We start from the raw sequence: 23,121 nt of genomic DNA, 5'->3' as shown, positions 1-23,121 counted from the left end.
ACACGACGCACGCCTGCCGTATGGGCAGCATATCGGCCATGCTCGACGTGTCAGCCCACCTGACACAGCGGGTCTCCACCGGAAACTCTCTGCCGTCTTGGGTGATGTCACTCCTGCCCCCGGAGCCGAGCATGACCGACAGCCTTCATGTACCTGCGGGCACCCTGCTTCACCTGCTGGCATGGGAGATCACCCCCAATCCCACCAACCGCGACGAGCTGGTGTGGGCGGTGGTCGTGGACCAACAGGCGGTCGGCGGCATGGTGCGGATGCGAGGGCACACGTGCTCTGGCCCCGTACCGGATTGTGCCGGAGGGTGGTGCTTCGAAGCAGAGGTCTCGGTCGCGGCGATTCGCGCGAACATGCGTGGAGCCCGGTGAGTGCACCCGCCGCCGAACTACCGGACCGCTGGTGGCGGATTCTGGCCGAGCATGAACAGCGGCACGGGCGATGCCCGATCTGCGGCACCCGCGCACGGTGCTGGGCATGGGCGGGAGCGTTCGGGAACCTCGTGGCGAACGACGCGTACCATCTCGGTCCACCGTCACCGCGCGCCAGCGGTTCACCAGCCGCCGCGTCCCCGATCTTCCGGGCAAGACACGACGACGAATGACCTTGGTATGAGTCGTGTAGGACGAATCAGGGCCGCAGTTTCGCGTCCTTGACCCCGCCGAGGAAAGCCGTCCACGCCGCGGCGGTCGCGACCAGGGAGGGGCCGGACGGGTCTTTGGAGTCACGGATGCCGACGGCGTGCCTATCCAGAGCGACTTCGACGCACTGGGCATTTGCGTTCAGGCTGCGGCTGCTCTTGCACCAGGTAGCGGTGGTCAGGAAGTCACGGCTCATGTGGTCTCCCGCACGGATTGCCGAATGGCGCTGATACCAGATCAAGCATAGGCCGTTTGTGTCATGCGTTGAGGCAAGGCTGGGTGAGGGCGCGCTCCCGGGAGTCGCCCCGCGCGGCGGGCGGCTCCTCCCGGCAGCCGGCAAGGCTGATCGCGGTAGCGAAGCCGAGTCCAAGGATCGTCCGGCGGCGAATCGATATGGGTGGAATCAACGCATCTCGCCTTCTAAGGGTTCAGGTCCCTAGGCCGGCATCGTCGCCCCAGCCGGAGGCTTGGTTGTGAGAAAGCCAACCCGCATGAGCCTTGGTGTTCGCAGCCGGGATACGCCGAATCCATGCACGACGGTGGCTGGCGTCCCTGCCCCAGTTCCTTGGCCTGCGCGTGACGGAGGATCGCGTGCAAATCCGACAATACCGGCTCGCATCATTCGTGCAATTGGGGCGGCAGCGGCTCGCCCGCTAGTTCTTGATCTCGCCTCTGTCAATGTCTAGCACTCACCGCAGGCGCGACTGTACGCTCCGTCCGCCTCGCAGGTAGGCTTCACATGGGGGAGGACGCCGTGCCGACGCATCGGTGGCGATCACGCGTATTCATTTCTCTGACGGGTGTCGGGTTTGTCGGCTGGGCACGACGGCTGGCGATTCTGATGGCGGTGGTTCTCATCACCACCATGTCAGATGTACCCGCTCAGCCGCTGCGAGCCGCCGCTGCGGTCGCGGCGCCCAAGCCCGCAGCGAACCCGAAGTGCTCTGAGGACCGCGTCGACGAGGTGTCCGCCGCGGTCGCGGCCCGGCTGTGTGGGTCCCGGGTGGAGGTGGCCAATCGGCGTACCGAGTCCACGCAGCTGTTCGCGAACCCGGACGGCACGCTGACCGAGGAGCAGTCTCTCGCTCCGGTGCGGGTGCGACAGGGCGAAAAATGGTTCCCAGTTGACCTTACCCTCGATCGGCGTGCTGATGGGTCGGTGGCGCCGAAGGTGCATCCGCGTGCTCTCTCATTCGCCGGCGCCACCTCCTCCCCCGGGGAGCACGAGGTCGTGTCTGTTGGCGTCGGCGCGGACCGGACGGGTCTGGCGTGGTCGGGGCCGCTGCCGGAGCCCGTGCTTGTGGACCGGACGATCACGTACCCGGATGTGCGGCCCGGGGTGGACCTGGTCTTCCGGGCGCACGCGACCGGCTACGAGCAGCACTTCGTCGTCAAGGATCGGACCGGCCTGACGCAGGTGCGGAAGCTGACGTTGCCGCTGCGGACGGGCAAGCTGAGGGCGGTCGGGGACGGCATGGGCGGATTGGTGCTGAAAAACAGCAAGGGGCGCCAGGTGGGCCAGGCACAGACGCCGTTGATGTGGGACAGCGAGGTGTCGCCGCAGTCCGGCGACCACGTCAATACCGCTCCCGTCGGCCTACGGACGGTCGCCCGAGGTGGGCAAGCCGTGATGGAGCTGACCCCCGACGCGGACTTCCTTGCTCGGAAAGACCTGGCCTTCCCAGTGACCATCGATCCGCCCACGTCGCTGTCGCCGTCGTTCGACGCGTTCGTTCAGAACGACTACGTCAGTGACCAGTCCGGCTCGGCAGACCTGAAGCTCGGCTACTCCAACGACGGCGGGTCCCGGACGGCCCGGTCGTATCTGCGATTCAACACCACCGGCTTCGCCGGTAGCCGAGTCACGTCGGCGAAGTTGCGGCTGTGGAACTACCACTCCTGGTCGTGTACCGCTGCCGGCTGGGAGGCCTGGCGTACCGACTACGTCGACTCAACGGTGCGCTGGACGGGCCAGCCGGTCGCGCGTGCCAAGGTCGGTACCTCCACCGAGACCCGCGGTTACAGTTCATCTTGCGGTGCCGGGTACGTCTACATCGAGGTCGGTGGAGCCCTGCAATATGCCGCGGATACCAATGCGAGTAGCGCGAGCGTGTTGCTGCGGGCCACGTCCGAGACCACGACCGCCGGCTGGAAGCGGTTCGACTCCGCGGAGGGCACCCACCCGCCGCTGGTCTCAATCACCTACAACAGTGCGCCGTCGACGCCGTCTACCCTCGCAGTCGCGCCCTGCTACACCGCCTGCGGCTCCGGCGCCAGGACGTCCTCGTTGCGCCCCACCCTGTCGGCCAAGCTGGCCGACGCCAACGCGGGGCAGAGCCTCCAGGCCGAGTTCGTGATCCGCAACAAGACCACCCTGGCCACCGTCTCCTCCTCCGGGCTGCTCTCCGGCACCACGGCCTGGACCAACGGCTCGACCGCCTCCTGGCAGGTGCCGGTCGATCTGGCCAACACCACACAGTACGAGTGGCAGGTCCGGGCCAAGGACCCGTACGCCTACGGTGCTTGGTCGGCCTGGACTTCGCTTACGGCAGACACCACAAAGCCGGGCGTACCGTTCGTCTCTGCAGCGCTCTACCTCAACGATGGACAGCCGCACGGTGGGGCAGGTCAGTCCGACACGTTCACCTTCGCCCCGGCGTCAGGCACCACGGACCTCGCCGCTTTTGTCTACAGGTTCGACTACGACAGCACCGCGACGACCGTCGCCGCCGCCGGTACCAAGACGGTCACCTTCAGCCCTCGCGACGGCCACCGCACCCTGACCGTGCAGGCCAAAGACTCGGCCGGCAACCTGTCCAGCCCAAACCTGTACGTCTTCGATGCCGGCAACGCCGCGCTGGCCCAGCCGCTGCCCGGCGCCACCATCGTCAAACGCACCAAGCTCGAGATCACAACGCCCGTCACCGGCTACACCCGGGCCTACTACGAGTACCGCCGTGGCCCCGGCGCCGCGACCCTGCCTGTGCCGTCGGTGAACCTGACCTCCGCCACCGGGGCGCCCATCACCGCCACCGCCGCAAGCCCGGCGACACTGTCTGCGCTGGGCGGGTACGCGATCTGGAACGCCACCGACACCCTCGGTCTGATCGGCGGCGTGGTCGAGGTGCGCGCACAGCTCTATACCGCCACCGGCACCACCCCCGCCTTCACGGTGCCCTGGGTGCGGGTGAGTGTCGATTCCAGCGGGAACGGGGGCGCACGCGACGACGTCGGTCCCGGATCGGCGAACCTTCTCACCGGCGACTACTCGCTGTCTTCCACCGACGTCGACCAGTTGGGTCTCTCGGTCTCCCGCTCTTCGACGTCACGGACCCCGGCCGACGGCTACCAGCGGATGGTCGAGGTGCTGGACGGAAACCAGCAGCAAATCTCGACCGACCTGTCCGGCTTCACCGTCCCGTCGACCTCCTCCGCGATCCGCTCCACCGCGCGCGGGCAGGGTGAGGCGACGCCGCTGGACTCGCTGGAGATCACTCCGGTTACCACTACGAGCAACGACACCTATGTCGCAGTCGGGGGCGACGGCGGAGCGCTGCGACTGGGAATGACCGCCGGGCGGACCTACCGGATGACCGGGTGGATCTACGTGCCCGGCTCCACCGGTCTGCTGCCCGCGTACTCCCAGCGCGGCCTTCGGATCGTTGGCTTCTACAAGGTCGGCAGCACGTACACCGAGGTCACATCGGCCATGGCCGGGTACACCGACGGCTGGCAGGAACTGTCCGTCGACATGACCGTGCCAGCCGGCGCGACCGAGGCGTTCTTCCGCCTCTACAACGGCATGCAGGGCGGCTCAGGACGAAAGGTCTACTGGGACAACCTTTCCTCCACCGAGATTGTCGCCCCGTTCGGCCCTTCGTGGACCGGTGGCGCGACCGGCGGTGTCTCCGACGTCGCCTACACCACCCTCGATTTTCCCGAGCCCTCGCTGGTGGAGGTGACCACGGCCGACGGCAGCTGGCTGACCTTTGCGAAGAACTCCGACGGAGTGAGTTTCACCCCGGAACCAGGTGCCGAGGTGTTGACCCTGAAGAAGGTCAGCAGTACCGCCTACCGGCTTCTGGACCCCGACGGCGGCATCACCGAGTTCACCTCCCAGGGCGGGGTGTGGGCAGCGACGTCGAGTTGGAACGGCGACGCCGGCACCACCACGCGGCTCATCTACGACACCAGCGGTAAACGGCTGTTGCTCAAGAAGGTCATCAACCCCGTCGAGCCCGGCGTGGACGACGCGAACAACTGCGTCGCGGCGACGCCCGCCCGCGGCTGTGAGGTCCTCGAATACGAGTACGCCACCGCCCCCACGTCCGGCCTGAGTGAGACGGTTTTCGGCGACTACACCGACCGGGTATCCGCGGTGAAGCTCTGGGCGTGGAATCCAGCGACCTCCGCGACCACGGCCACGACCGTGGCCAGGTACGCCTACGACAACCAGGGCCAGCTCCGGGAGGTGTGGGACCCGCGGGTCAGCCCGGCCCTCAAGACCAGCTACGGGTACACCGGCGGCCGAGTCACCAAGCTCACCCCGCCCGGCCAACTGCCGTGGAGTTTCGACTACGGCAACCCGGATGTCGACTCGGCCGCCCTGCGGTGGGACCTCGACACGGCCTCCGGCACCACAGTGTCCGACTCGTCTGGCAGCGGACGTAACGGGACAATGGCCAGCGGGGTCGGCTGGGGCCCGGGCAACGCCCCGGACAATCCGGCTGACCGGGCGGCGACCTTCACCGGCGGTACCGGGCAGCAGATCAGCGTCGCCGGCGCCGCCCTGTCGAACACGTCGTCCTACACCGTCGCGGCCTGGGTCCGGATCAAGGACAAGTCCGTAAACCGGACAGCCGTGTCCAAGGACGGCACGAGTACCAGTGGCTTGTTCCTCAACTACGTCGCCGCCGACGACCGGTGGGCCTTCTCGCGGGTGACCTCGGACAGCACGAGCGCCACCCCGGTCCGGGCAACTTCCAACACCGCGCCGGTTGCCGGTAGGTGGACCCATTTGGCCGGCGTGTACGACACCGCCAGCGGCACGATGAAGCTCTACGTCGACGGCGTGCCGCAGAGCGCTACCGCGGCGACCGGCGGCTGGAACGCCACCGGCAATTACGCGATCGGCCGAGCCAAATGGGCTGGCGCCGCCAGCAACATCTGGGACGGCGAGATCGACGACGTCCGTGTCTACGGAAAGGCCCTCACCGCTGATCAGGTCACCGACCTGGCCGGCGACGAGAACGCCGGAAGGCTGCTGCGGATACGCAGAGCGGGCCTACAGCAAGGGTCGAAGACCATCGTTGACGGTGAGACCGCTGCGAATGTCGTGTACAACGTTCCGCTGACCAAGAGCACCGGCGGCCCACACGACATGAACGCGGCGGCGATCGCCACCTGGGGGCAGGTCGACCTGCCGACCGACGCGACCGCCATCTTCGGTCCCGAGGACAACCCGACCCGCAACAGCGCCACGCCGGCCTCGCCCGGCACCAATGGCTATCCCTACGCTCTCGTGCACTACCTCGGAACTGGCGGCAAGGAGACCAACACCGCCACCCCTGGCAACCACATCGACACCCAGGAGTACGACCGGTTCGGTAACCCGGTCCGAACGCTGGAGGCCGCCAACCGGGAGTTGGCACTGGGCACCTTTCCCGGTGCCGCCACCTACCTGGACGAGCTCGGTCTCGCAGCCTCGGACACGGCGAGCCGGGCCCTCGCCCTCTCGACTGTGCGGACCTACAGCACCGACGGAATGGATCTGACCGACACCCTTGGGCCGACCTCAACCGTGGTGCTGAAGGACGGTGCGTCCGATCCGGATGGGACCGGACCGCTGGCGGCGATCCCTGCCGGCGCCACGGTCATCGGTCGGCACCACCTGACGACCACCTACGACGAGAACAAGCCCGACGGGGCGAACTACCACCTCGCCACCACTGAGAAGAAGGGTGTCCAAATCGTCGGCTATGCCGACGCGGACATCCAGATCGCCCGCAACGGCTACGACAATGTGGCCGGCGGTGCTTCCGGCTGGACGCTGCACAAGCCCACCACGCGGATCAACGACGCCGTCACCGGCGGGGTGAACCTGACCACCACCACCGTCTACGACACCGCCGGACGGGTGGTCAAGACCATCGGCGTCGACTCCACAGGCACCGACGCGCGGGCCGAGGAGACCATCTACTACACCGCCAGTGTCAACAGTCAGGACAGCGCATGCGGCAACCGGCCGGAGTGGGCGGGCAACGAGTGTCTCGTCAGAGCGGTCGGCGCGGTCACGGGCCACGATCCGGTCCGGATGACGTCCGCCCTGCCTGACCGCCGCGTTGCCTCGTATGACACCTTCGGCGGCCCTGCCACGTACACCGAGACGGTCGGCACCGAGAGCCGCACCATTGTCACCGACTACGACACGGCCGGTCGTTCCATCGGCAAGACGGTGACGGCGTCGCAGGGCGTCGCCGTCGACACGGTCACCACCGGCTACAGCCCGACCACCGGAATGATCACCACCAGCACGATGGGCACCTCATCCATCGTCCGGGACTACGACGCCCTCGGCCGCCCGGTGAGCTACACCGACGCCGACGGCGGTGTCACCACCACCGAGTTCGACCGGATCGGCAAGCTGCTGAAAGTCGCCGACCCGACCGGCTCCACCATCTACACCTACGACCGCGCGGCGGAACCGCGCGGCATGGCCACCAGCATCACCGACAGCATCGCGGGAACCTTCTCCGCCGCGTACTCTCCGGACGGGCATCTCACCCAGATGAAGTACCCGGGCGGGATCACCCGCACCGACCGGCAGAACGCCAACCTCGAAGCGACCGAGCGCACCTACACCCGAGACTCCGACGGCACGGTCATCTACGCGGAATCTGTGGTCGAGAACAGCTCCGGGCAGTGGTCCTCCCACAACTACACCGGCGGCAACAAGAGCTACCGCTACGACCGCCTGGGCCGGCTGAACCGGGTCCAGCACGACAGTCAGATGACCGACGGCTGCGTCACCCGGACTTACGCCTACGACAACCGGGCCAACCGGAAAAGCAACGCCCGGTTCGCCCCGACGACCGATGGAACGTGCGATGAGAGCACGCCAACCGAGCAGATCACACACGACTACGACACCGCTGACCGGCTGACCGACGCGGGCTATGTCTACGACGCCTTCGGCCGTACGACCGCGACCGCGGATGGCGTCGCCAACACCTACTACGTCACTGACCTCGTGCAGAAGCAGCAGGTCGGCGACGCCCGTCAGGCCTGGACACTGGACCCGATGCAACGGTTCCGCGTGTTCACCGCGGAGACGCAGGTGGACGGGACCTGGACCACGTCTTCGACCAAGGTCAATCACTACGCCAACGACTCGGACGAACCCCGGTGGATCACTGAGGACGCCGCGAGCGGAGCTGTGGCCCGCAACGTCGCGGGACCGGACGGCGACCTGGCTGCCGTCACCTCCGGTACGGGAGATGTTCGACTCGCGCTGACCAACCTGCACGGAGACCTCTCGGTGACGATCGACACCGCGCTGGCCGAGCCGGAGCTCTTTGACTATGAGGAGTTCGGCGCCCCACTCGCCGGTCAAGCCGACCAGCGTTACGGATGGCTGGGCGGCAAGCAACGCTCCGCCGAGGCACTCGGCGGCGTGATCCTCATGGGTATCCGCCTCTACAGCCCCTCACTCGGCAGATTTCTGCAAACAGACCCGGTCCAGGGCGGCAGCTGCAACCCGTACGACTACGTCTGCGCAGACCCGGCCAACGAGACCGACCTGTCTGGCAAATGTCCTCCTTGTGCTGTCGCTGCCATTGCCGCTGCGGCGTCGGAGATCATCGTCTACATATTGATCATCGCAATCGTCTACGCCGTCGCTCGTTGCGTCATCAAGGGCTGTGGCGTCGCTCCTGCCATACGGAGCATTCCGTGGCCCCACATCAAGGCTCCGAGCGTCAAGCGGTTCCGCCTGACGAAGTACATCGTCTACCAAATCTCCTACTTCAAGCGCGGCAGTTGGCGTACCTGGAAGTACGGGATCTCGCGGGTTGGTATGTCACGGCCATCCGGCCAGATCGGCAGCTGCCAGACCAGCATGAGGGCGAGGTGCCGATACCAGGTGAAGAACCGCGTCCGCGGCTGGTTCACAGCCCGGACCCTGGAAGCCGGATACATCGAGGCGTATTACTGGCGACACGGACACTGCCCACCGGGCCAGTACAACAGCTGCCGATGAGTGCGCACGCCCAGATGGCGACCGCTGCGGCTTGGACCGCGATGACCAGCTAACACTCAACGCCGTGCTGCTCTTGCCGTACGCCGACGGCAGGAGCGGCACGGCTTGGTGCCGACTAGGCTTCAGTGCGTCCGCAGCAGAAGGAGCTCCGTTGATCTCTGAGAAGTTTTGGTCGTACATCGACCTGCTCGACGACGCGGCGAGCCCGGAGGGATGCGGGCGTCTCGTCGAGTCCCTTGGTTCGGCCGGAGAGGCCGACGTGCGGCAGTTCGCCGACGATCTCGTGGAGGCAGTGCGCGCACTCACCAGCGCGCGCCACCAGTCGCAAGCGGTCTGGGACGTGTCAGAGCCGGCCGCAACGCCCGCGCTGCCCATGTCCGACGACGTCTTTCTGTACGCCAGACTCGCCGTCGTCGCCGCCGGCCAGCGCTCGTGGCAGGCGGTCTGCGCCGATCCCGACGCCATGTCGGGGCGCTGGCATGTGGCAGATGCCGAGGAGCTGTTGGAAGTAGTGCCGGCGGCGTTCCGACGCGCCACGGGTCTGGAGTGGGACGAGGACCTGGACTTCGACATGCCGCTCGCTGGCGGCGGCCCCGGAGCCGAGGCCGGCGTCGCCGACGACGGCAAGTGGTGGAACTGGTACATGTGCGGGCACATGTACGACGTGAAAGCCGAACGTGATGAGTTCGACGCCGTGTCCTACGAACTGGAAGCGGCGATCGACGCTGATCGCGCCTGGCGGGCATGGTGGGCCGGATCCGGCGTGCCCGATCTGGAGACCTACCCGTTCTACACCTGGGACGTGGTCCCGAAACAGCGCCTGAGCAAGGGCCGAAAGGTGGTCCGAGTTCACTTCGGCTTTGACGCCGCAGTCCTGCACAACACACCCGTCCGGGACCTGCCACGTCTTGCGGCTGAGCATCAGCGGGCGATGTTCGAGTATGCGCAGGCGAGACTCGGCCTGCCGGAGATGCCGCCCGTGCCGAGGTCTGACCGAACATAGCTGGCAACGCGTCGCGGGATGTCTCCCGGGCCCGACCCCGCCGTTCGTCCCAGTGGTCAACCCGACCGCAGGTTGTGGTTGGCGGGGCATCGACGACAAGGGTGACCGCATGCGCGAGGGTCGACGTTCGACCGAACTGGGCGTCTGACCGAGCAGAAGGACGTCGCGCGATGAGCCGGCTAGCGGACCGGGTGGCCGCTGCGGCGCAGGGCGTCCTTGACCTCGCCGACGGTCAGCTCGCCGAAGTGGAAGACACTGGCCGCGAGGACCGCGTCGGCCCCGGCGCCGATGGCGGGCGGGAAGTGCGCCACCTCGCCGGCCCCGCCGCTGGCGACGACCGGCACGTCCACCACGGCCCGCACCGCGCCGATCAGTTCCAGGTCGAAGCCCGCCTTGGTGCCGTCGGCGTCCATCGAGTTGAGCAGGATCTCCCCCGCGCCCAGCTCGGCGACCTGCCGGGCCCAGCCGACCGCGTCGATGCCGGTGCCACGCCGGCCACCGTGGGTGGTGACCTCGAACCCGCTGGGCGTGACGCCGGCCGGTGCACGGCGTACGTCGAGGGAGAGCACGAGCACCTGCCGGCCGAACCGGTCGGCGATCTCGGCGATCAGCTCCGGCCGCGCGATGGCGGCGGTGTTCACGCCGACCTTGTCGGCCCCGGCGCGCAGCAGCGTGTCGACGTCGCCGACCTGCCGGACCCCGCCCCCGACGGTCAGCGGGATGAAGACCGACTCGGCGGTGCGGCGCACCACGTCGAGCATGGTGCCCCGGTCGCTGGAGGACGCGGTGACGTCGAGGAAGGTCAACTCGTCGGCACCGGCCCGGTCGTACGCGGCGGCCAGCTCGACCGGGTCGCCGGCGTCACGCAGGTCGAGGAAGTTGACCCCCTTGACCACCCGCCCGGCGTCCACGTCGAGACAGGGGATCACCCGTACCGCCACCGTCATGCCGTCACCCTATCCTCCGCGTGCGGCGCGGCGGCCGACCCGAGGGGCCGACCGCCGCGCAGGACGTCCACGTCACACCCGGACGAGCATCTTGCCCAGGTTCTCGCCGCGCAGCAGGCCCAGGAACGCCGCCGGGGCGTTCTCGATGCCGTCGACGACCGTCTCGTCGTACGACAGCTTGCCCTCGCGCAGCCAGCCGGCCACGTCCTGGACGAACGTCGCGCGCACGTCGTTGTGGTCGTTGACCAGGAACCCGCGCAGGGTGAGCCGCTTGCCGATGACCAGCGCCAGGTTGCGCGGCGCGGCCGGCGGCTCGGTGGCGTTGTACTGCGCGATCATGCCGCAGATCGCGACCCGGCCGTGCAGGTTCATGGCCGAGATCGCCGCCTCCAGGTGGTCGCCGCCGACGTTGTCGAAGTACACGTCGATGCCGTCCGGAGCAGCCGTGCGCAACGAGTCGCGGACCGGCCCGTCGTGGTAGTCGAACGCGGCGTCGAAGCCGAGCGCCCGGAGCCGCTCGACCTTTGCGGCCGAGCCGGCGCTGCCGATGACCCGGCCCGCGCCCTTGAGCTTGGCGATCTGGCCCACCAGGCTGCCGACCGAGCCGGCCGCGGCGGAGACGAAGACCGTCTCGCCGGGCTTCAGGGCGGCGACCTCCAGCAGGCCGGCGTACGCGGTCAGGCCGGGCATGCCGAGCACGCTCAGGTACGCGCTGGCCGGGGCGATGCTCGCGTCGACCGTGCGCGCACGGTTGGCGTCGAGCAGCGCGTACTCCCGCCAGCCGAGCCCGTGCAGGACGGTGTCGCCCACGGAGATGTCGGGTGACTCGCTGGCCACCACCTCGCCGACGGCGGCCCCGTCGAGCGGGGCGTCGAGCGCGAACGGCGGCACGTACGACTTGACGTCGTTCATCCGTCCCCGCATGTACGGGTCGACGGAGACGTACTGGTTGCGGACCACGATCTGGCCCGGTCCGGGCGTCGGGACGTCGGTCTCGACGAGCCGGAAGGTGTCCTCGGTGGGCCAGCCTTCGGGGCGGCGGGCCAGGTGGATCTCGCGATTGCTGGTCATGGGGTGGTCGTCCTCTCGTACGCGGATGGGGGCGGGGTCCGCGCCGGTCAGGCGGCCAGGGTCTCGCGGACGGTCAGCGCGACGTCGATGTTGCCGCGGGTGGCGTTCGAGTACGGGCAGACCTGGTGAGCCTGCTCGACGAGCTGCTCGGCGGTCTCCCGAGGAACGGCCGGCAGGTCGACGACGAGCTGCGCGGTGAGCCCGAAGCCACCGCTGCCGTTGGGACCGATGCCGACCTCGGCGGAGACGACGGAGCCGGTCACGTCGGCCTTGGCGCGGCGGCCGACGATGCGCAGGGCGCTGTGGAAGCAGGCCGCGTAGCCGGCGGCGAAGAGCTGCTCCGGGTTGGCGGCGCCACCCGCGCCACCCAGCTCCTTCGGCGACGCCAGGTCGAGGGCGAACGTGCCGTCGGAGGTCTCGACGTGGCCGTCACGGCCGTCACCGGTGGCGGTCGCGGACGCGGTGTAGAGAACCTGCATGGTGGTCACTGCTCCTTCTGTCGGTGGATGGTCTCGGTGACCCGGGTGAGGGTGTCGCGCAGCGCGACAAGCTCGTCGATGCCCAGCCCGGTGGCCTGCGCGATCCGCAGCGGGACGCCGCACAGCCGCTCGCGCAGCGCCCGACCCTGCTCGGTGAGGCTGACCTCGACCAGCCGTTCGTCGCGCGCCGAACGCTGGCGCGCCACCAGTCCGGCGTTCTCCAGCCGCTTGAGCAGCGGCGAGAGGGTGCCGGAGTCGAGCCGCAGCTCGGTGCCCAGCTCGGACACCGTGGGCGGGTCGTCGGGGCGTTCCCAGAGCACCAGCAGCACCAGGTACTGCGGGTAGGTCAGCCCGGCCTCGTCGAGGATCGGCCGGTACACGTCGGTGAGGGCGCGCGACGCGGCGTAGAGCGCGAAGCACACCTGCCGGCGCAGCACCAGGTCATCGGTCACCGCTGAACCGTAGTCCGCAATTAAGTTGTGCACAACCGATCGGTGCGGAGTGCGGCCGTGACGACCGCCACCGACGCGGTCAGCGGTCGCCGACGTACGCCTCCAACTCCACCTCGACCAGGTGCTCCGGATCGAGCAGACCGGCGACGACCACCAGCGTCGCCACCGGTCGGACCGCGCCGAAGACGGCGTTGTGCGCCCGGCCCACCTCGTCGGCGTGCAGCCGGTCGGTCACGTACATCCGGGTCCGCACCACGTCACCCGGCCCCGCGCCCACCTCGGCGAGCGCCGCCAACCCGATCCGCAACGCCTGCGCGGTCTGCGCGGCCGCGTCCCCGACATGCACCACCCGACCGTCCACCGTGGCCGTGCAGCCCGCCGTGAGGGCCAGGTCACCGGCCCGGACCACCCGGGAGTAGCCGTAGCTCTGCTCCCACGGCCCTCCCGAGCCCAACCGCGTGACAGTCACGCCTCGGCCAGGGTGCGCAGCGCCTCGGCCACCGTGAACGCGCCCGCGTACAGGGCCTTGCCGGCGATCACGCCCTCCACACCCAGCGGCTCCAGCGTGGTCAGCGCCCGCAGGTCGTCCAGGGTGGACACGCCACCGGAGGCGATCACCGGACGGTCGGTACGCGCGCACACGTCCCGCAGCAGATCCAGGTTCGGCCCGCGCATCGTGCCGTCCTTGGTGATGTCGGTGACCACGTACCGGGTGGCACCCGCCTTGTCCAGGCGCTCCAACACCTCGTACAGGTCACCGCCGTCGCGGGTCCAACCCCGCGCGGACAACGTCTGACCCCGCACGTCCAGCCCGATGGCGACCCGGTCGCCGTACTCCCCCACCACCCGGTCACACCACTCCGGGTTCTCCAGGGCGGCGGTGCCGATGTTCACCCGAGCCGCCCCGGTGCCCAGCGCGGCGCGCAGCGACTCGTCGTCGCGGATGCCACCGGACAATTCCACCTGCACGTCCAACTGACGCACCACCTCGGCGAGCAGGTGCGCGTTGGTGCCCCGACCGAACGCCGCGTCCAGGTCGACCAGGTGGATCCACTCCGCGCCGTCGCGCTGCCACGCCAACGCCGCGTCCAGCGGGTCGCCGTAGACGCTCTCGCTGCCGGCGGCGCCCTGCACGAGCCGGACAGCCCGGCCGTCGGCGACGTCCACGGCGGGTAACAGGGTGAGGCTCACGGTCTTCTCCTCGATCAGGTACGACGGTCCAGGGCGATCACCACGATCGCCGGCAGTACGAGCAGCAACAGGACGATCAGCGCGACACGCAGCGCCAGATCGTCGACGAACGTCCAGATCAGAATCATCGCCGCCCCGGTGAGCAGCACGATCGCGGCGCGCTCACCCCGTGAGTGCCGGGCCAGCCGGCCCGTGCGACCCCGTCGGACCTGCGGCGCCAACCGGCGCAGAACCGCGCGGCGGCGCTGGCGACGTGCCACCCGGCGCTGCCGGACCGCCCGCTCCCGTGCCAGCTCCGCCTCACGTTCCGCCCGCCGACGCGCGCGCTCGCGACTCACCGCGACGCCCGCCGATCGAACGACGGACGGCGTCGGCGCTCAGCCACCGGCGGGCAGGGTGGCGAGCCAGTTGCGCAGCAACGCGGCACCGGTGTCGGCGGACTTCTCCGGGTGGAACTGCGCCGCCGACAGCGGTCCGCGCTCCACCGCCGCCACGAAGTCGGTGTCGTGGTGAGCTGTGGTCACCAGCGCGCCCGCGCCCGCCAGCGCCGCCGGGTCAGCCATCGCGTACGAGTGCACGAAGTAGAACCGGCTCTCGGCCGACAACCCGGCGAACAGCACCGACCCCCGGGGCGCGCGGACCGTGTTCCAGCCCATGTGCGGGAGGCGGTGCGCGGCCAACCGGGTCACCCCGCCGGGCAGCAGCCCGAGGCCCTTGGTCACCACCCCGTGCTCCTCGCCGTGTTCGAAGAGCACCTGCATGCCCACGCAGATGCCGAGCACCGGCCGACCCGCGGCCACCCGCTCCGCGATCACCGGCCCCGCGCCCAGCGCGTCGATACCCGCCATGCAGGCGGCGTACGCGCCCACGCCCGGCACCACCAGACCATCGGCGGCGGCCGCCGCGGCCAGGTCGTCGGTCACCCGGACGGCCGCGCCGGCCGCTTCGAGGGCCCGCTCGGCCGAGCGCAGGTTGCCCGAGCCGTAGTCGAGCACCACCACGTCGGGGGTCACGACCCCGACCCCGGAATCAGCCGGAGCACCCCGGCCGCCGTGGCGAGCAGCGCCAGCAGCCCGGTGACCACGACGGCGCCACGCGGAGCGCCCTGTCGGTGCAGCGACCACGCCCCACCCACCAGCACCCCGGCCAGGATCAGCAGCAACGTCGGCAGCAAGCGATTCACGGTTCAACGATAGTGGACCGGCCGGGAGTGGCAGGGGCGCAGGCCGGCGTGCACCCCACGGGAAGAGATCAACGACCGGTCGGATATACCATCGTGCTTGAGGTACCGACCCGCTCGACATCGTGAGGAGGTTCAGTGTCCAGCCCTGAGATCGAGGCAGACGCGCTGCTCGCCGATCCGGACGAGGCGCTCCGTCGCTGGTACGCCGGTTACCTGGCGGGCGAGGAGGATCCCGATCTCATCCTGTCCGGCGGTCATCTTCCATCCCCCGCCAAGATCCAGGAATTCTTCGCCCAATGGCTGCACAGTCACCGACACCAACTCCAGCGCCTGCTCTGCGAGCAGGTCCGCTACGCCCGGTTGAGCGATCGCAGCAAGCAGCTCAGTGAGCTGGCTCTCATCGCGCTGATCGCGGGAAGCCTGTCCAAGGCCGGCACCAATGACATGATCATCGACCCACTGGCGACCGCCGCCGTACTCGTGACCCGGCGGCATCTCGACAGTCTCTGCGGGGCGGTCCCGCCCGCCGCCACCGCCTGACCCATGGACTATGCCTCGGCGCTGAGCACCTTCCTTGCCGTCCAGGCACGATCCGCCGTGGTGCGGTTACGAGATCCCGACCTAGACGGCGGCGTCTTCACCGGCTTCTTCATCTCCCCGACCGGTCACCTGATCACCGCATTCCATTCGGTCAAAGCGCGCTTCCTGGTCGCTGGCGAGAGTTTCCCGTTGGAGGTCCTCGTCACCACCGGCAACGGCCACAGAACGGTCACCACCCGCGCCCACTGTCTGCCGGGCTGCCACGACCGACTGGCCGACTGGGCTCTGCTGAAGCTCGACCTGGAGCCGTCCGGATACCTGCCGCTCAGCACGCCGGGTCGGCTGGCCGGGGACGACGTCGACTGCGCGCCGCTGCGCGTGTACGGCTTCACGGTGGCAGGCGGCGGCCACGCCGGCCTCGGGTCGCTCAGCGGCGAATTCCTGCGCGCCGTCCCCGACCGGCACCGCTTCCGCATCGCCTTCTCGGTCCGCAGTCAGGGGCAGAGCGGTGGGCCGGTCATCGACCTACGGAGCCACACCGTGGTCGGCTCGGTGGTCGGGTTTCGGGAGGACGAGCGGCTGACCGCCGACGCCGCGCTGCTCGACCGGTCGGCGCTGCCCGCCGAAATGCTCGGCATCGACCTCGACGATCTCGCGGTGGCGTGGCGGCGGCAGGCGGTGACCCACCTGGTCGCCACCCACCCCGAACTCTCCCGCCTGGGTACCGCTCCCGCACTGCTGACGCTGCCCGAACCTCATCTTGAGGGTCGCCGGCTGGTCCAGGAGGTCCGCGACGGACTGTTGAACGGCGTGACCGGCGGGATCCTGCTGCACGGACCACCGGGCAGCGGTAAGTCCGTCGTCGCCGTCGAACTGGTCCGCGACCTGCTGCGGCGCGACGTCGTCGGTTCCGTTTTCTGGTACGACTTCGAGCCGCCGGCGAACCGCTCACCGGAGCGCCTGCTGATCCGGCTCGCCCTGCACCTGCTCGAGCATCAGGGCGTCCTCGAACCCATCGACGCGTGCATCGACGACTCGTTCGCCCGCGACATCTCGTCCGCGCGGCGGGCCGTTGTGTCCGCCGTACGACAGGGCCGCCACGTCATCGTCATCGACAACTCCCACGCCCCCCAGCGCGCGGACGCCCAGGGGGTCATCGACCTGCTCGCCGAGCTGCTCTGGGCGGCCGAGGCGGGAGAATCCCTCGTCGTTCTCGCCTCCTGGGACCGACCCCCACCCTCGTTGACCGTCCCAGTCACTGAGGTGATTGGCCTGACCGAGGACGAAGTCTCGCCGTACCTCGACCTGCACGGGATCGAGGTGTCCGCGACGACCGTGGCGTGGCTCACGGAGCTGGCCGGCGACATCACCTGCGTCGAGCAGTTCATCCGTACGCCGGACTGGCAGGAGTCGGCAGAACGCGGGCAGCTCGAGGCCGGCGAGCCGGCCGAGCTGCACCGCTACTGGTTGAACCGCTACCTGGCCGAGGTGCCCGAGGGCGCGCAACGCATCCTGCTGGCGCTGGCCGTCATCGCCGCTCCGGTGGCGCGCGATGTGATCGAGCGGACTGCCGCCATCGCGTCGTTCGCGGCGACGCTGGACGCGCTCACCCACAGCCCTCCGCTGGTGAAAGCCGCCAGCGGCGTGCTACAGATCCACTCCAACGTGGCGCGGGCGGTGCTGGCAACCACCGATCAGGAACTCGTCACTCGGGCTCGGCTGAGCGCGGCCAGGGAGTTGCAGGCCAACGGCCTCTCGCTCGCCGCAGCCCGGCTCCTCATGGATGCCCGCCGGCACGAGGAGGCGGTCAGCCTGCTGTTCGCCGAACGCGACGAGATCATCGCCCGGGGCGGCGCAGGAGGGCTGCGGGCCGCCGTCGACCGCGTCGTGGCCGAAACCCCGACGACGGCCGGTTGGCTACCGATGTTGCACGCGGTGATGGCCAGCCAGGAAAGCATCCGGGGCAACTACGAGCACGCGGCGCGGCACTGGGCCGACGCGCTGCGCGCACAGCAAAGCAATCTGGCCGCCGCCGCCATGCACAACCGGCGGGCCGATGCCTTTCGGATGGCGAGTCGCTACGCGGAGGCGGACCGGGAGTACGGTGCGGCCGCCCGGGCTGCCCACGCCGGGCGCGCCGAGGAACCCCCGGTCGCCGCCCGGGAAGCCGGCTGGGCGAGCCTGGGTCGGGCAAAACTGGAACGCCTCCGCGCCGACTATCCGCGAGCTGAGCGGCGATACCGGGAGGCGGAAGACGCCTTCCGCAGCTGCCTGCACCAGACCGGTCTCATGGAGGCCGAGTTCGGCATCGGCGAGGTGCGCCGGCTTCTCGAGGACTGGCCGATCGCCCGGTCTGCCTACCAGCGCTCGCTGGAGCGGGCGGTGTCCCGGGAGAACGCGGAACGCCACGCCTACGCGCTGTGGGGCTTGGGCGAGGTGGCGCGGCTGGTCGGCGAGCACGACACGGCGGAGCGGCACCACCTCGACGGACTGGAGCGCTGTGGCCAGGTCGGGGACGTGCGCAGCGAGGGCTGGGCCCTGCTGGGTCTAGCGGAGACCTGTCGCTCGACCGGTCGACTGAGCGACGCCATCCGGCTCTACACCGACGCCATCCTCCGGTTCCGGAACACCGGGAGTGAGACCGAGGTCGGGCACGCCACCCTGGGGCTCGCCGAGGCGCGCCGGGCGGGGGGTGAGCTAGACCTCGACGCCTACCGGCAGGTGAGCGCGATCTACGAGGCCCGCCACCTGCACCACAGCGCGGTGCAGTGTTCCCGGGCGTACGCGCTGGCGCTGCGCTCGTCCGGTCAGCACACCGCCGCCAACCGGCTGCTGGCCAAGGCGCGCCGCTCGGCCGCCCGCCGTAAGCTGACGACCGAGCTGGCACACCTGGGCCGAGTGATCGAGGATCACGCCTCGACGGCCTCGGTTCCGCTCAACTTCCCTTAGCCTCCCGCCGCGCCGCGGCGCGCTCCACCACGTACGCTGCCGCGGCGGCGTGGGCGGGGAATCCTTCGTAATTGGCCAGGGTGACCGCCGTCGGGCCCACCTCCGCGACCCCCTCGTCCGAGACGTAGGCGAAGGACGAGCGCTTCAGGAAGTCCAACGTGCCGACACAGGACTGGCTCCGCGCCGTCCCGCCCGTCGGCAGAATCGCGTTGACGCCCACGGCGAAGTTCCCGAACGGGATGGAGGTGTTCTCGCCCAGCATGATCTCACCGGCATTGGTCAGCTTGGCGAGCTTGTCGAACGGGTCGGTCATGAGGACCCGGAGGTGTTCCGGGGCGTACTCGTTGACGAACCGCACCGACTCTGCCTCGTCGGCGGTGAGCACGATGCCGCCGAAGTTGCTCAGCACCGTCTCGCAGAACTCCCGACGTTGCTGCGGCAGAGCGAGGAGCAGCGACGGCAGCAACTTCTCGACCGCGTCGGCGAGCGAGCGGGAGTGGGTCACCAGCAACGCGGCCGAATCGGGGCCGTGCTCGGCCTCGACCAACAGCTCGCGAGCCGCGATGGCCGGGTCGGCCGCCCCGTCACACAGGACCACCGACTCACTCGGGCCGGCGGGCAGGCCCGGGTCGACGTCGCCGTAGACGACCCTTTTGGCGGCGGAGACGTACTGGTTGCCCGGACCGATGATCTTCTCGACCGGCTGAACCGTCTTCGTGCCGTAGGCGTAGGCGGCGATGGCCTGTGCGCCACCCATCTTGTAGATGGTGCGTACCCCGCAGAGCGCCGCAGCGACCAGTGAGGCGTCGTCGACGGTGCCGTCCGGACCCGGCGGGGTGCAGACGGCGATGTCCGGCACCTTGGCGATCACCGCAGGGGCGCACAGCATGGTCATCACGGACGGGAACGAGCCCTTGCCCCGGGGGACGTACAGACCCACGGACGTGATGGGAGTCCAGCGCTCGCCGACGAGCACGCCGGGACGCACCTCCTGCATCCACGTCGCCTGGGGAAGCTGCGCCTGGTGGTGGTGCCGGATGTTGGCGATCGCCTTCTCCAGGGCGGCCCGAACCTCCGGGTCCACCCTGGACTCCGCCGCCGCGAACTCGGCCTCGGTGACCCGCAGCTGCTCCGGCGCCAGGGTCACCCCGTCCAGGCGGGCGGTGTGCGCGATCAGGGCGGCGTCACCGCGCTCGCGGACGTCATCGATGATCTCGCGAACGGTGCCTTCGATGGCGGCGTAGTCGGCACGAACCCGTTGCATCAGCACGCGGCGCTCCGACGCCGACAGCTCGTTCAGCTCGTAACGGTTGACTCGCACCTTCATCGCTCCGTCTCCGGGCCCAGCCCAGTGGTCAGTACTCCGCGATAGACATTCATCAGCTTGGTCATTTCCTCGCGCGTGCCGAGGTTCATCCGAAACATCCCCGCCAGGAGCGGATGAGTCATCGTGCGGACGAGGATGCCGGCCGCTCGCAGCGCGACCACCGTCTCCTCCGGGCGCTCCGGCCGCACCAGGAGGAAGTTCGCCGCGCCTGGGTGGACGACCACTCCCTGGTCCCGGAAAAAGCCCACCACCTCGGGCTTGATGTCGCCCATCATCTCCCCGACCATGGCACGCATCTCGCTCAGGCGGGCGAGCTGCGCCAGACCGGCGACCACGGCCAGGGCGTTGACGTCGAACGGATTGCGGAGCTTGACCAACTGCTCGACCACCTCGGGCACCGCGACGACGTAGCCGAGCCGCAGGCCTGCCATGGCGAACGCCTTCGAGAAGGTCCGCAACACGATCAGGTTGGGCAGCTCCTGGATCAACGGAACGACGGTGGCATCAGTGAACTCGTAATAAGCCTCGTCCACCAGGACCGGGACGTCGGGCACCGACCGGGCGACCTCCGCGATGAACTCCACGTCGACCGGTGTTCCCGTCGGGTTGTTGGGGTTGACGAACACGACGAGGTCGGGCTTGCGGGCCGCGACGGCGGCCCGGAACTCCTCGTAGGGGTATCGGAGGTCGCTCGGATAGGGGACGCCGACGACCGACCCGCCAGCCAGCCCTGCGGTGTGGCCGAAGATGACGAACTCGGGACGTGCCACCACCATCGACGCGCCGGGCCTCAGGAAGGCTCGGACGCAAAGGTCGATGCCCTGATCCGAGCCGTTGGTCGGCAGGATCCAGTTGGCGGGAACACCGCAGTACTGCCCCAGAGCGGCAGCCAACTGGGGATATTCCGGGTAGCTGTGAACGCCCGCATCCCGCACGTACGCGCTCACCGCCTCCGCCACCGCGGGTGAGAGCGGCCCGGGCGCCTCGTTGCGGTCCAGGCGCATCAACCCACGGCGATCCTGCCCGGCCCAGTCGGGCACGTAGGGTTTCGCCTCGAGAACGGCGGCGGGAAACGTCAGCGCGCTGTTCCGTGTCCGGGGTGTCACGCGAGCGTCGCCTTAACCCCGGGTGCCAAGGCCTTGCGATACGGGTTCACGGACAGCAGTTCCTGGGTGGCCTGCCCCATGGCGGCGAAGAGCAGCGGCCAGCCCTTCTCGGCGCCGACGTCGGAACGGATGTGCACCATGACGCTGGCCTGCAGTCCGCCCGCGAACCCGTCGACGAAGTCGTCCAGGTCCTCACTGAACAGGTCACCACACAGGTCGTGGCCGATGAGGAAGGACCGCCGGAACTCAGGGTAGGTCTGGTCGAGCGGCACGTACTTCCAGAACTTGCGGCCCTCCATGCTGACGCCGACACGCACCGGCTGATCCAGGTCGGCCACGGCGCGTACGTTCGAGCCGGCACCATAGATCCCGACCTCGCTGATCCGCTCGATCGCGAGGTATCGCAACGCGCGGCCCAGCGCCAGGCCGACGTCCTCGGTGACCACGTGGCTGGAGCTGAGCCGGGTCGCCTCGAAGCGCACCGAAACCCGCAAGCCAGCCTCACGCGCGAAGGCGTCCACCAAACCGGCGAAGCCGGTGACCCGGACCGAGTCGGCGACCTCGATGAACACGTCGGCACCCGGATCGCCCATTGACACCTCGACCGCCACCACGCTCTCGGCGGTCGCCCGGCTCAGCCGGACCGAACCGGTTGACAGCGACTCCACCCGCCAGCCGCGCTCGACGGCGCGCTCACCGCTGTTCTCGGGAGGTGCGCTCGTTACCGCCGCCGAGCTCTCCTCGGTCAGCGGGTTGCACATCCGGTCGAGGGCAATACCGACGGCCCGGTAGACGCCCTCCCAGGTGTGGTGCGGGTCCTCGAAGCTCGCGACCGTGACGGTGATCCACAGCCCGGCGGCGCGGCCCAAGGCGTCTAGGAGGTCGACCAGGGGCGCACCGTGCGACAACTGCTCGCAGCGGACCGACAGGAACCAGTCCAAGTCGACCTGCGGTGACGCGTGGAAAGACGCACCACCTTCCGGGTCGACCCGGAGCTGCACCTCGGCACTGCCGTCGTCGATCATGCCCAGCGCCGCCGCGCTGTCGCTCAGCCGCGGGATCCGGGCGATCTCCGTTCCCAGCGCCGTCCCGAGCCCGCGCCAGTCATCGTTGTTCCAGCGCAGTTCGATGGAACAACCGAGCCGCCAGGCGATGTGCTCGACCATGTGGCTGACGAAGTCGTTCGGCGTGTCGAGCGACTTACGCGTGATGCCCTCCCGCCCCAGCGAGACCATGTTCGGCCGCAGGTCCCGGTGACAACGGTCCGCGAGCCCCGAGCCAGACAGCTCGTCCAGGCTGCTGGCCCCGGTTGCCACGCCGACGGTGTAGCAGCCCGCGTCTCGGGCCGCTTGGAGGCCCAGCACGGAATCCTCGATGGCCACGCACCTGTCCGGGGCGACACCGAGCTCGGCCGCAGCGGCCAGGTACGGGTCCGGGGCCGGCTTGCGCTCCATGCCCGGCGCGTCATTGCCTACAACGGCATCGACCAGATCACGCAGCTTCACCGAGGCGAGTATCCGCTCGACGTCGCGCTTGGGGTTGTTGGACACCACCGCCAACCGCAGGCCCGCCGACCGGGCGTCCCGCAGGAGTTCGGGGACCCCAGCGTGCACGTCGGCGACGGCCGAGAGCCGTTCCTCCTCGTGGCTACGGACCAGGTCGGTGATCTCCTGGTCGGTCAGCCGCACGTCGACCGAGGCGCAGACACGGGCCCAGAAGTCCGGCAGCGAGTAGGGGAAGTACCGCTTGATCGTCTCTAGCGGAACAGCCACCCCCGGAACATGTCGGCGCAGCAGACGCTCGACCACCGCGAAGTCCAGCGCGAGCGAATCGATGAGGACGCCATCCATGTCAAGCAGGAGCGCCTGTGTCTCCCTGGGCACCGCAAGGCTTTGGGCCAGCAACATATCGGGAATGATATCTCTGGGCACTGCGGCCTTGTGGCCGACGGTGAGCCGGGCCACGC

General features: G+C 69.3%; 18 protein-coding genes. 5 read left to right on the top strand and 13 right to left on the bottom strand.

From position 1 onward, the window contains the following. Positions 1 to 131 precede the first annotated feature (131 nt). Positions 132 to 380, top strand: a complete 249-nt coding sequence (locus ABZV06_RS15195) for a hypothetical protein (RefSeq protein WP_355236737.1) — start codon at positions 132 to 134, stop codon at positions 378 to 380. A gap of 259 nt (positions 381 to 639) precedes the next feature. Here ABZV06_RS15195 and ABZV06_RS15190 read toward each other — a convergent pair whose 3' ends face one another. After that, positions 640 to 846: a DUF397 domain-containing protein gene (locus ABZV06_RS15190; RefSeq protein WP_355621722.1), complete on the bottom strand. Its 207-nt coding sequence runs from the start codon at positions 844 to 846 to the stop codon at positions 640 to 642. 669 nt (positions 847 to 1,515) lie between these two features. Here ABZV06_RS15190 and ABZV06_RS15185 point away from each other — a divergent pair. After that, positions 1,516 to 8,907: a LamG-like jellyroll fold domain-containing protein gene (locus tag ABZV06_RS15185; RefSeq protein WP_355236731.1), complete on the top strand. Its 7,392-nt coding sequence runs from the start codon at positions 1,516 to 1,518 to the stop codon at positions 8,905 to 8,907. A 151-nt stretch (positions 8,908 to 9,058) separates the two neighbouring features. Further along, positions 9,059 to 9,910 (top strand): DUF4240 domain-containing protein, encoded by an 852-nt coding sequence (locus ABZV06_RS15180; protein WP_355236728.1) that lies wholly within the window; start codon positions 9,059 to 9,061, stop codon positions 9,908 to 9,910. 179 nt (positions 9,911 to 10,089) lie between these two features. Here ABZV06_RS15180 and hisF read toward each other — a convergent pair whose 3' ends face one another. The 9 genes from hisF to ABZV06_RS15135 all read right to left on the bottom strand — a co-directional run bounded on the left by hisF (position 10,090) and on the right by ABZV06_RS15135 (position 15,233). Next, positions 10,090 to 10,857: an imidazole glycerol phosphate synthase subunit HisF gene (gene hisF / locus ABZV06_RS15175; RefSeq protein ID WP_355236725.1), complete on the bottom strand. Its 768-nt coding sequence runs from the start codon at positions 10,855 to 10,857 to the stop codon at positions 10,090 to 10,092. A gap of 72 nt (positions 10,858 to 10,929) precedes the next feature. Beyond that, positions 10,930 to 11,928 (bottom strand): NADP-dependent oxidoreductase, encoded by a 999-nt coding sequence (locus ABZV06_RS15170; protein ID WP_355236722.1) that lies wholly within the window; start codon positions 11,926 to 11,928, stop codon positions 10,930 to 10,932. A gap of 47 nt (positions 11,929 to 11,975) precedes the next feature. Continuing rightward, positions 11,976 to 12,407: an organic hydroperoxide resistance protein gene (locus ABZV06_RS15165; RefSeq protein WP_355236719.1), complete on the bottom strand. Its 432-nt coding sequence runs from the start codon at positions 12,405 to 12,407 to the stop codon at positions 11,976 to 11,978. A gap of 5 nt (positions 12,408 to 12,412) precedes the next feature. Continuing rightward, positions 12,413 to 12,859 carry a MarR family transcriptional regulator gene (locus ABZV06_RS15160; protein WP_355236716.1) on the bottom strand — a complete coding sequence of 149 codons (447 nt, stop codon included), beginning with the start codon at positions 12,857 to 12,859 and terminating at the stop codon, positions 12,413 to 12,415. A 79-nt stretch (positions 12,860 to 12,938) separates the two neighbouring features. After that, positions 12,939 to 13,328, bottom strand: a complete 390-nt coding sequence (locus ABZV06_RS15155) for a RidA family protein (RefSeq protein ID WP_355621719.1) — start codon at positions 13,326 to 13,328, stop codon at positions 12,939 to 12,941. Further along, positions 13,325 to 14,050: a bifunctional 1-(5-phosphoribosyl)-5-((5-phosphoribosylamino)methylideneamino)imidazole-4-carboxamide isomerase/phosphoribosylanthranilate isomerase PriA gene (gene priA, locus ABZV06_RS15150; protein WP_355621716.1), complete on the bottom strand. Its 726-nt coding sequence runs from the start codon at positions 14,048 to 14,050 to the stop codon at positions 13,325 to 13,327. The genes ABZV06_RS15155 and priA overlap by 4 nt, the downstream gene beginning before the upstream one ends. A gap of 14 nt (positions 14,051 to 14,064) precedes the next feature. Continuing rightward, positions 14,065 to 14,388 carry a hypothetical protein gene (locus ABZV06_RS15145; protein ID WP_355236707.1) on the bottom strand — a complete coding sequence of 108 codons (324 nt, stop codon included), beginning with the start codon at positions 14,386 to 14,388 and terminating at the stop codon, positions 14,065 to 14,067. 39 nt (positions 14,389 to 14,427) lie between these two features. Continuing rightward, positions 14,428 to 15,063, bottom strand: coding sequence for an imidazole glycerol phosphate synthase subunit HisH (gene hisH, locus ABZV06_RS15140; RefSeq protein WP_355621713.1), 636 nt, complete (start codon positions 15,061 to 15,063; stop codon positions 14,428 to 14,430). Next, positions 15,060 to 15,233 (bottom strand): hypothetical protein, encoded by a 174-nt coding sequence (locus ABZV06_RS15135; RefSeq protein ID WP_355236701.1) that lies wholly within the window; start codon positions 15,231 to 15,233, stop codon positions 15,060 to 15,062. Before ABZV06_RS15135 ends, hisH begins: the two co-directional genes overlap by 4 nt. Positions 15,234 to 15,368: 135 nt before the next feature. Between ABZV06_RS15135 and ABZV06_RS15130 the strand changes: the two genes are divergently transcribed. Both ABZV06_RS15130 and ABZV06_RS15125 read left to right on the top strand, forming a co-directional pair. Next, the gene (locus ABZV06_RS15130; protein ID WP_355236698.1) at positions 15,369 to 15,773 is read left to right on the top strand and encodes a hypothetical protein; all 405 of its coding nucleotides are present in this window, start codon (positions 15,369 to 15,371) and stop codon (positions 15,771 to 15,773) included. 3 nt (positions 15,774 to 15,776) lie between these two features. Then, positions 15,777 to 18,722, top strand: a complete 2,946-nt coding sequence (locus ABZV06_RS15125; RefSeq protein ID WP_355621711.1) for a tetratricopeptide repeat protein — start codon at positions 15,777 to 15,779, stop codon at positions 18,720 to 18,722. Here the strand turns inward: ABZV06_RS15125 and hisD are convergent. From hisD to ABZV06_RS15110, 3 genes are all read right to left on the bottom strand, one after another. Further along, entirely contained in the window at positions 18,709 to 20,043 is a 1,335-nt protein-coding gene (hisD, locus tag ABZV06_RS15120; protein WP_355621708.1) for a histidinol dehydrogenase, read from the bottom strand. The genes ABZV06_RS15125 and hisD overlap by 14 nt on opposite strands. A gap of 2 nt (positions 20,044 to 20,045) precedes the next feature. Continuing rightward, on the bottom strand, positions 20,046 to 21,089 hold the full coding sequence (locus ABZV06_RS15115; protein WP_355236689.1) for a histidinol-phosphate transaminase: 1,044 nt from the start codon (positions 21,087 to 21,089) through the stop codon (positions 20,046 to 20,048). A gap of 62 nt (positions 21,090 to 21,151) precedes the next feature. Continuing rightward, positions 21,152 to 23,119, bottom strand: coding sequence for an HAD family phosphatase (locus ABZV06_RS15110; protein WP_355621706.1), 1,968 nt, complete (start codon positions 23,117 to 23,119; stop codon positions 21,152 to 21,154). Positions 23,120 to 23,121: the final 2 nt, after the last annotated feature.

Source organism: Micromonospora sp. NPDC005172 (assembly GCF_040608555.1).
In the GTDB taxonomy this organism is placed as follows: domain Bacteria; phylum Actinomycetota; class Actinomycetes; order Mycobacteriales; family Micromonosporaceae; genus Micromonospora.
Note: the sequence above shows the minus strand (reverse complement) of the source record. Positions and strands in the feature narration are given on the sequence as shown.

What these genes read in the sequence shown, in the direction of transcription:
- ABZV06_RS15195 (WP_355236737.1), top strand. Translation starts at nt 132, where the DNA reads ATGACCGACAGCCTTCATGTACCTGCGGGCACCCTGCTTCACCTGCTG.
- ABZV06_RS15190 (WP_355621722.1), bottom strand. Translation starts at nt 846, where the DNA reads ATGAGCCGTGACTTCCTGACCACCGCTACCTGGTGCAAGAGCAGCCGC.
- ABZV06_RS15185 (WP_355236731.1), top strand. Translation starts at nt 1,516, where the DNA reads ATGTCAGATGTACCCGCTCAGCCGCTGCGAGCCGCCGCTGCGGTCGCG.
- hisF (WP_355236725.1), bottom strand. Translation starts at nt 10,857, where the DNA reads ATGACGGTGGCGGTACGGGTGATCCCCTGTCTCGACGTGGACGCCGGG.
- ABZV06_RS15170 (WP_355236722.1), bottom strand. Translation starts at nt 11,928, where the DNA reads ATGACCAGCAATCGCGAGATCCACCTGGCCCGCCGCCCCGAAGGCTGG.
- ABZV06_RS15165 (WP_355236719.1), bottom strand. Translation starts at nt 12,407, where the DNA reads ATGCAGGTTCTCTACACCGCGTCCGCGACCGCCACCGGTGACGGCCGT.
- ABZV06_RS15125 (WP_355621711.1), top strand. Translation starts at nt 15,777, where the DNA reads ATGGACTATGCCTCGGCGCTGAGCACCTTCCTTGCCGTCCAGGCACGA.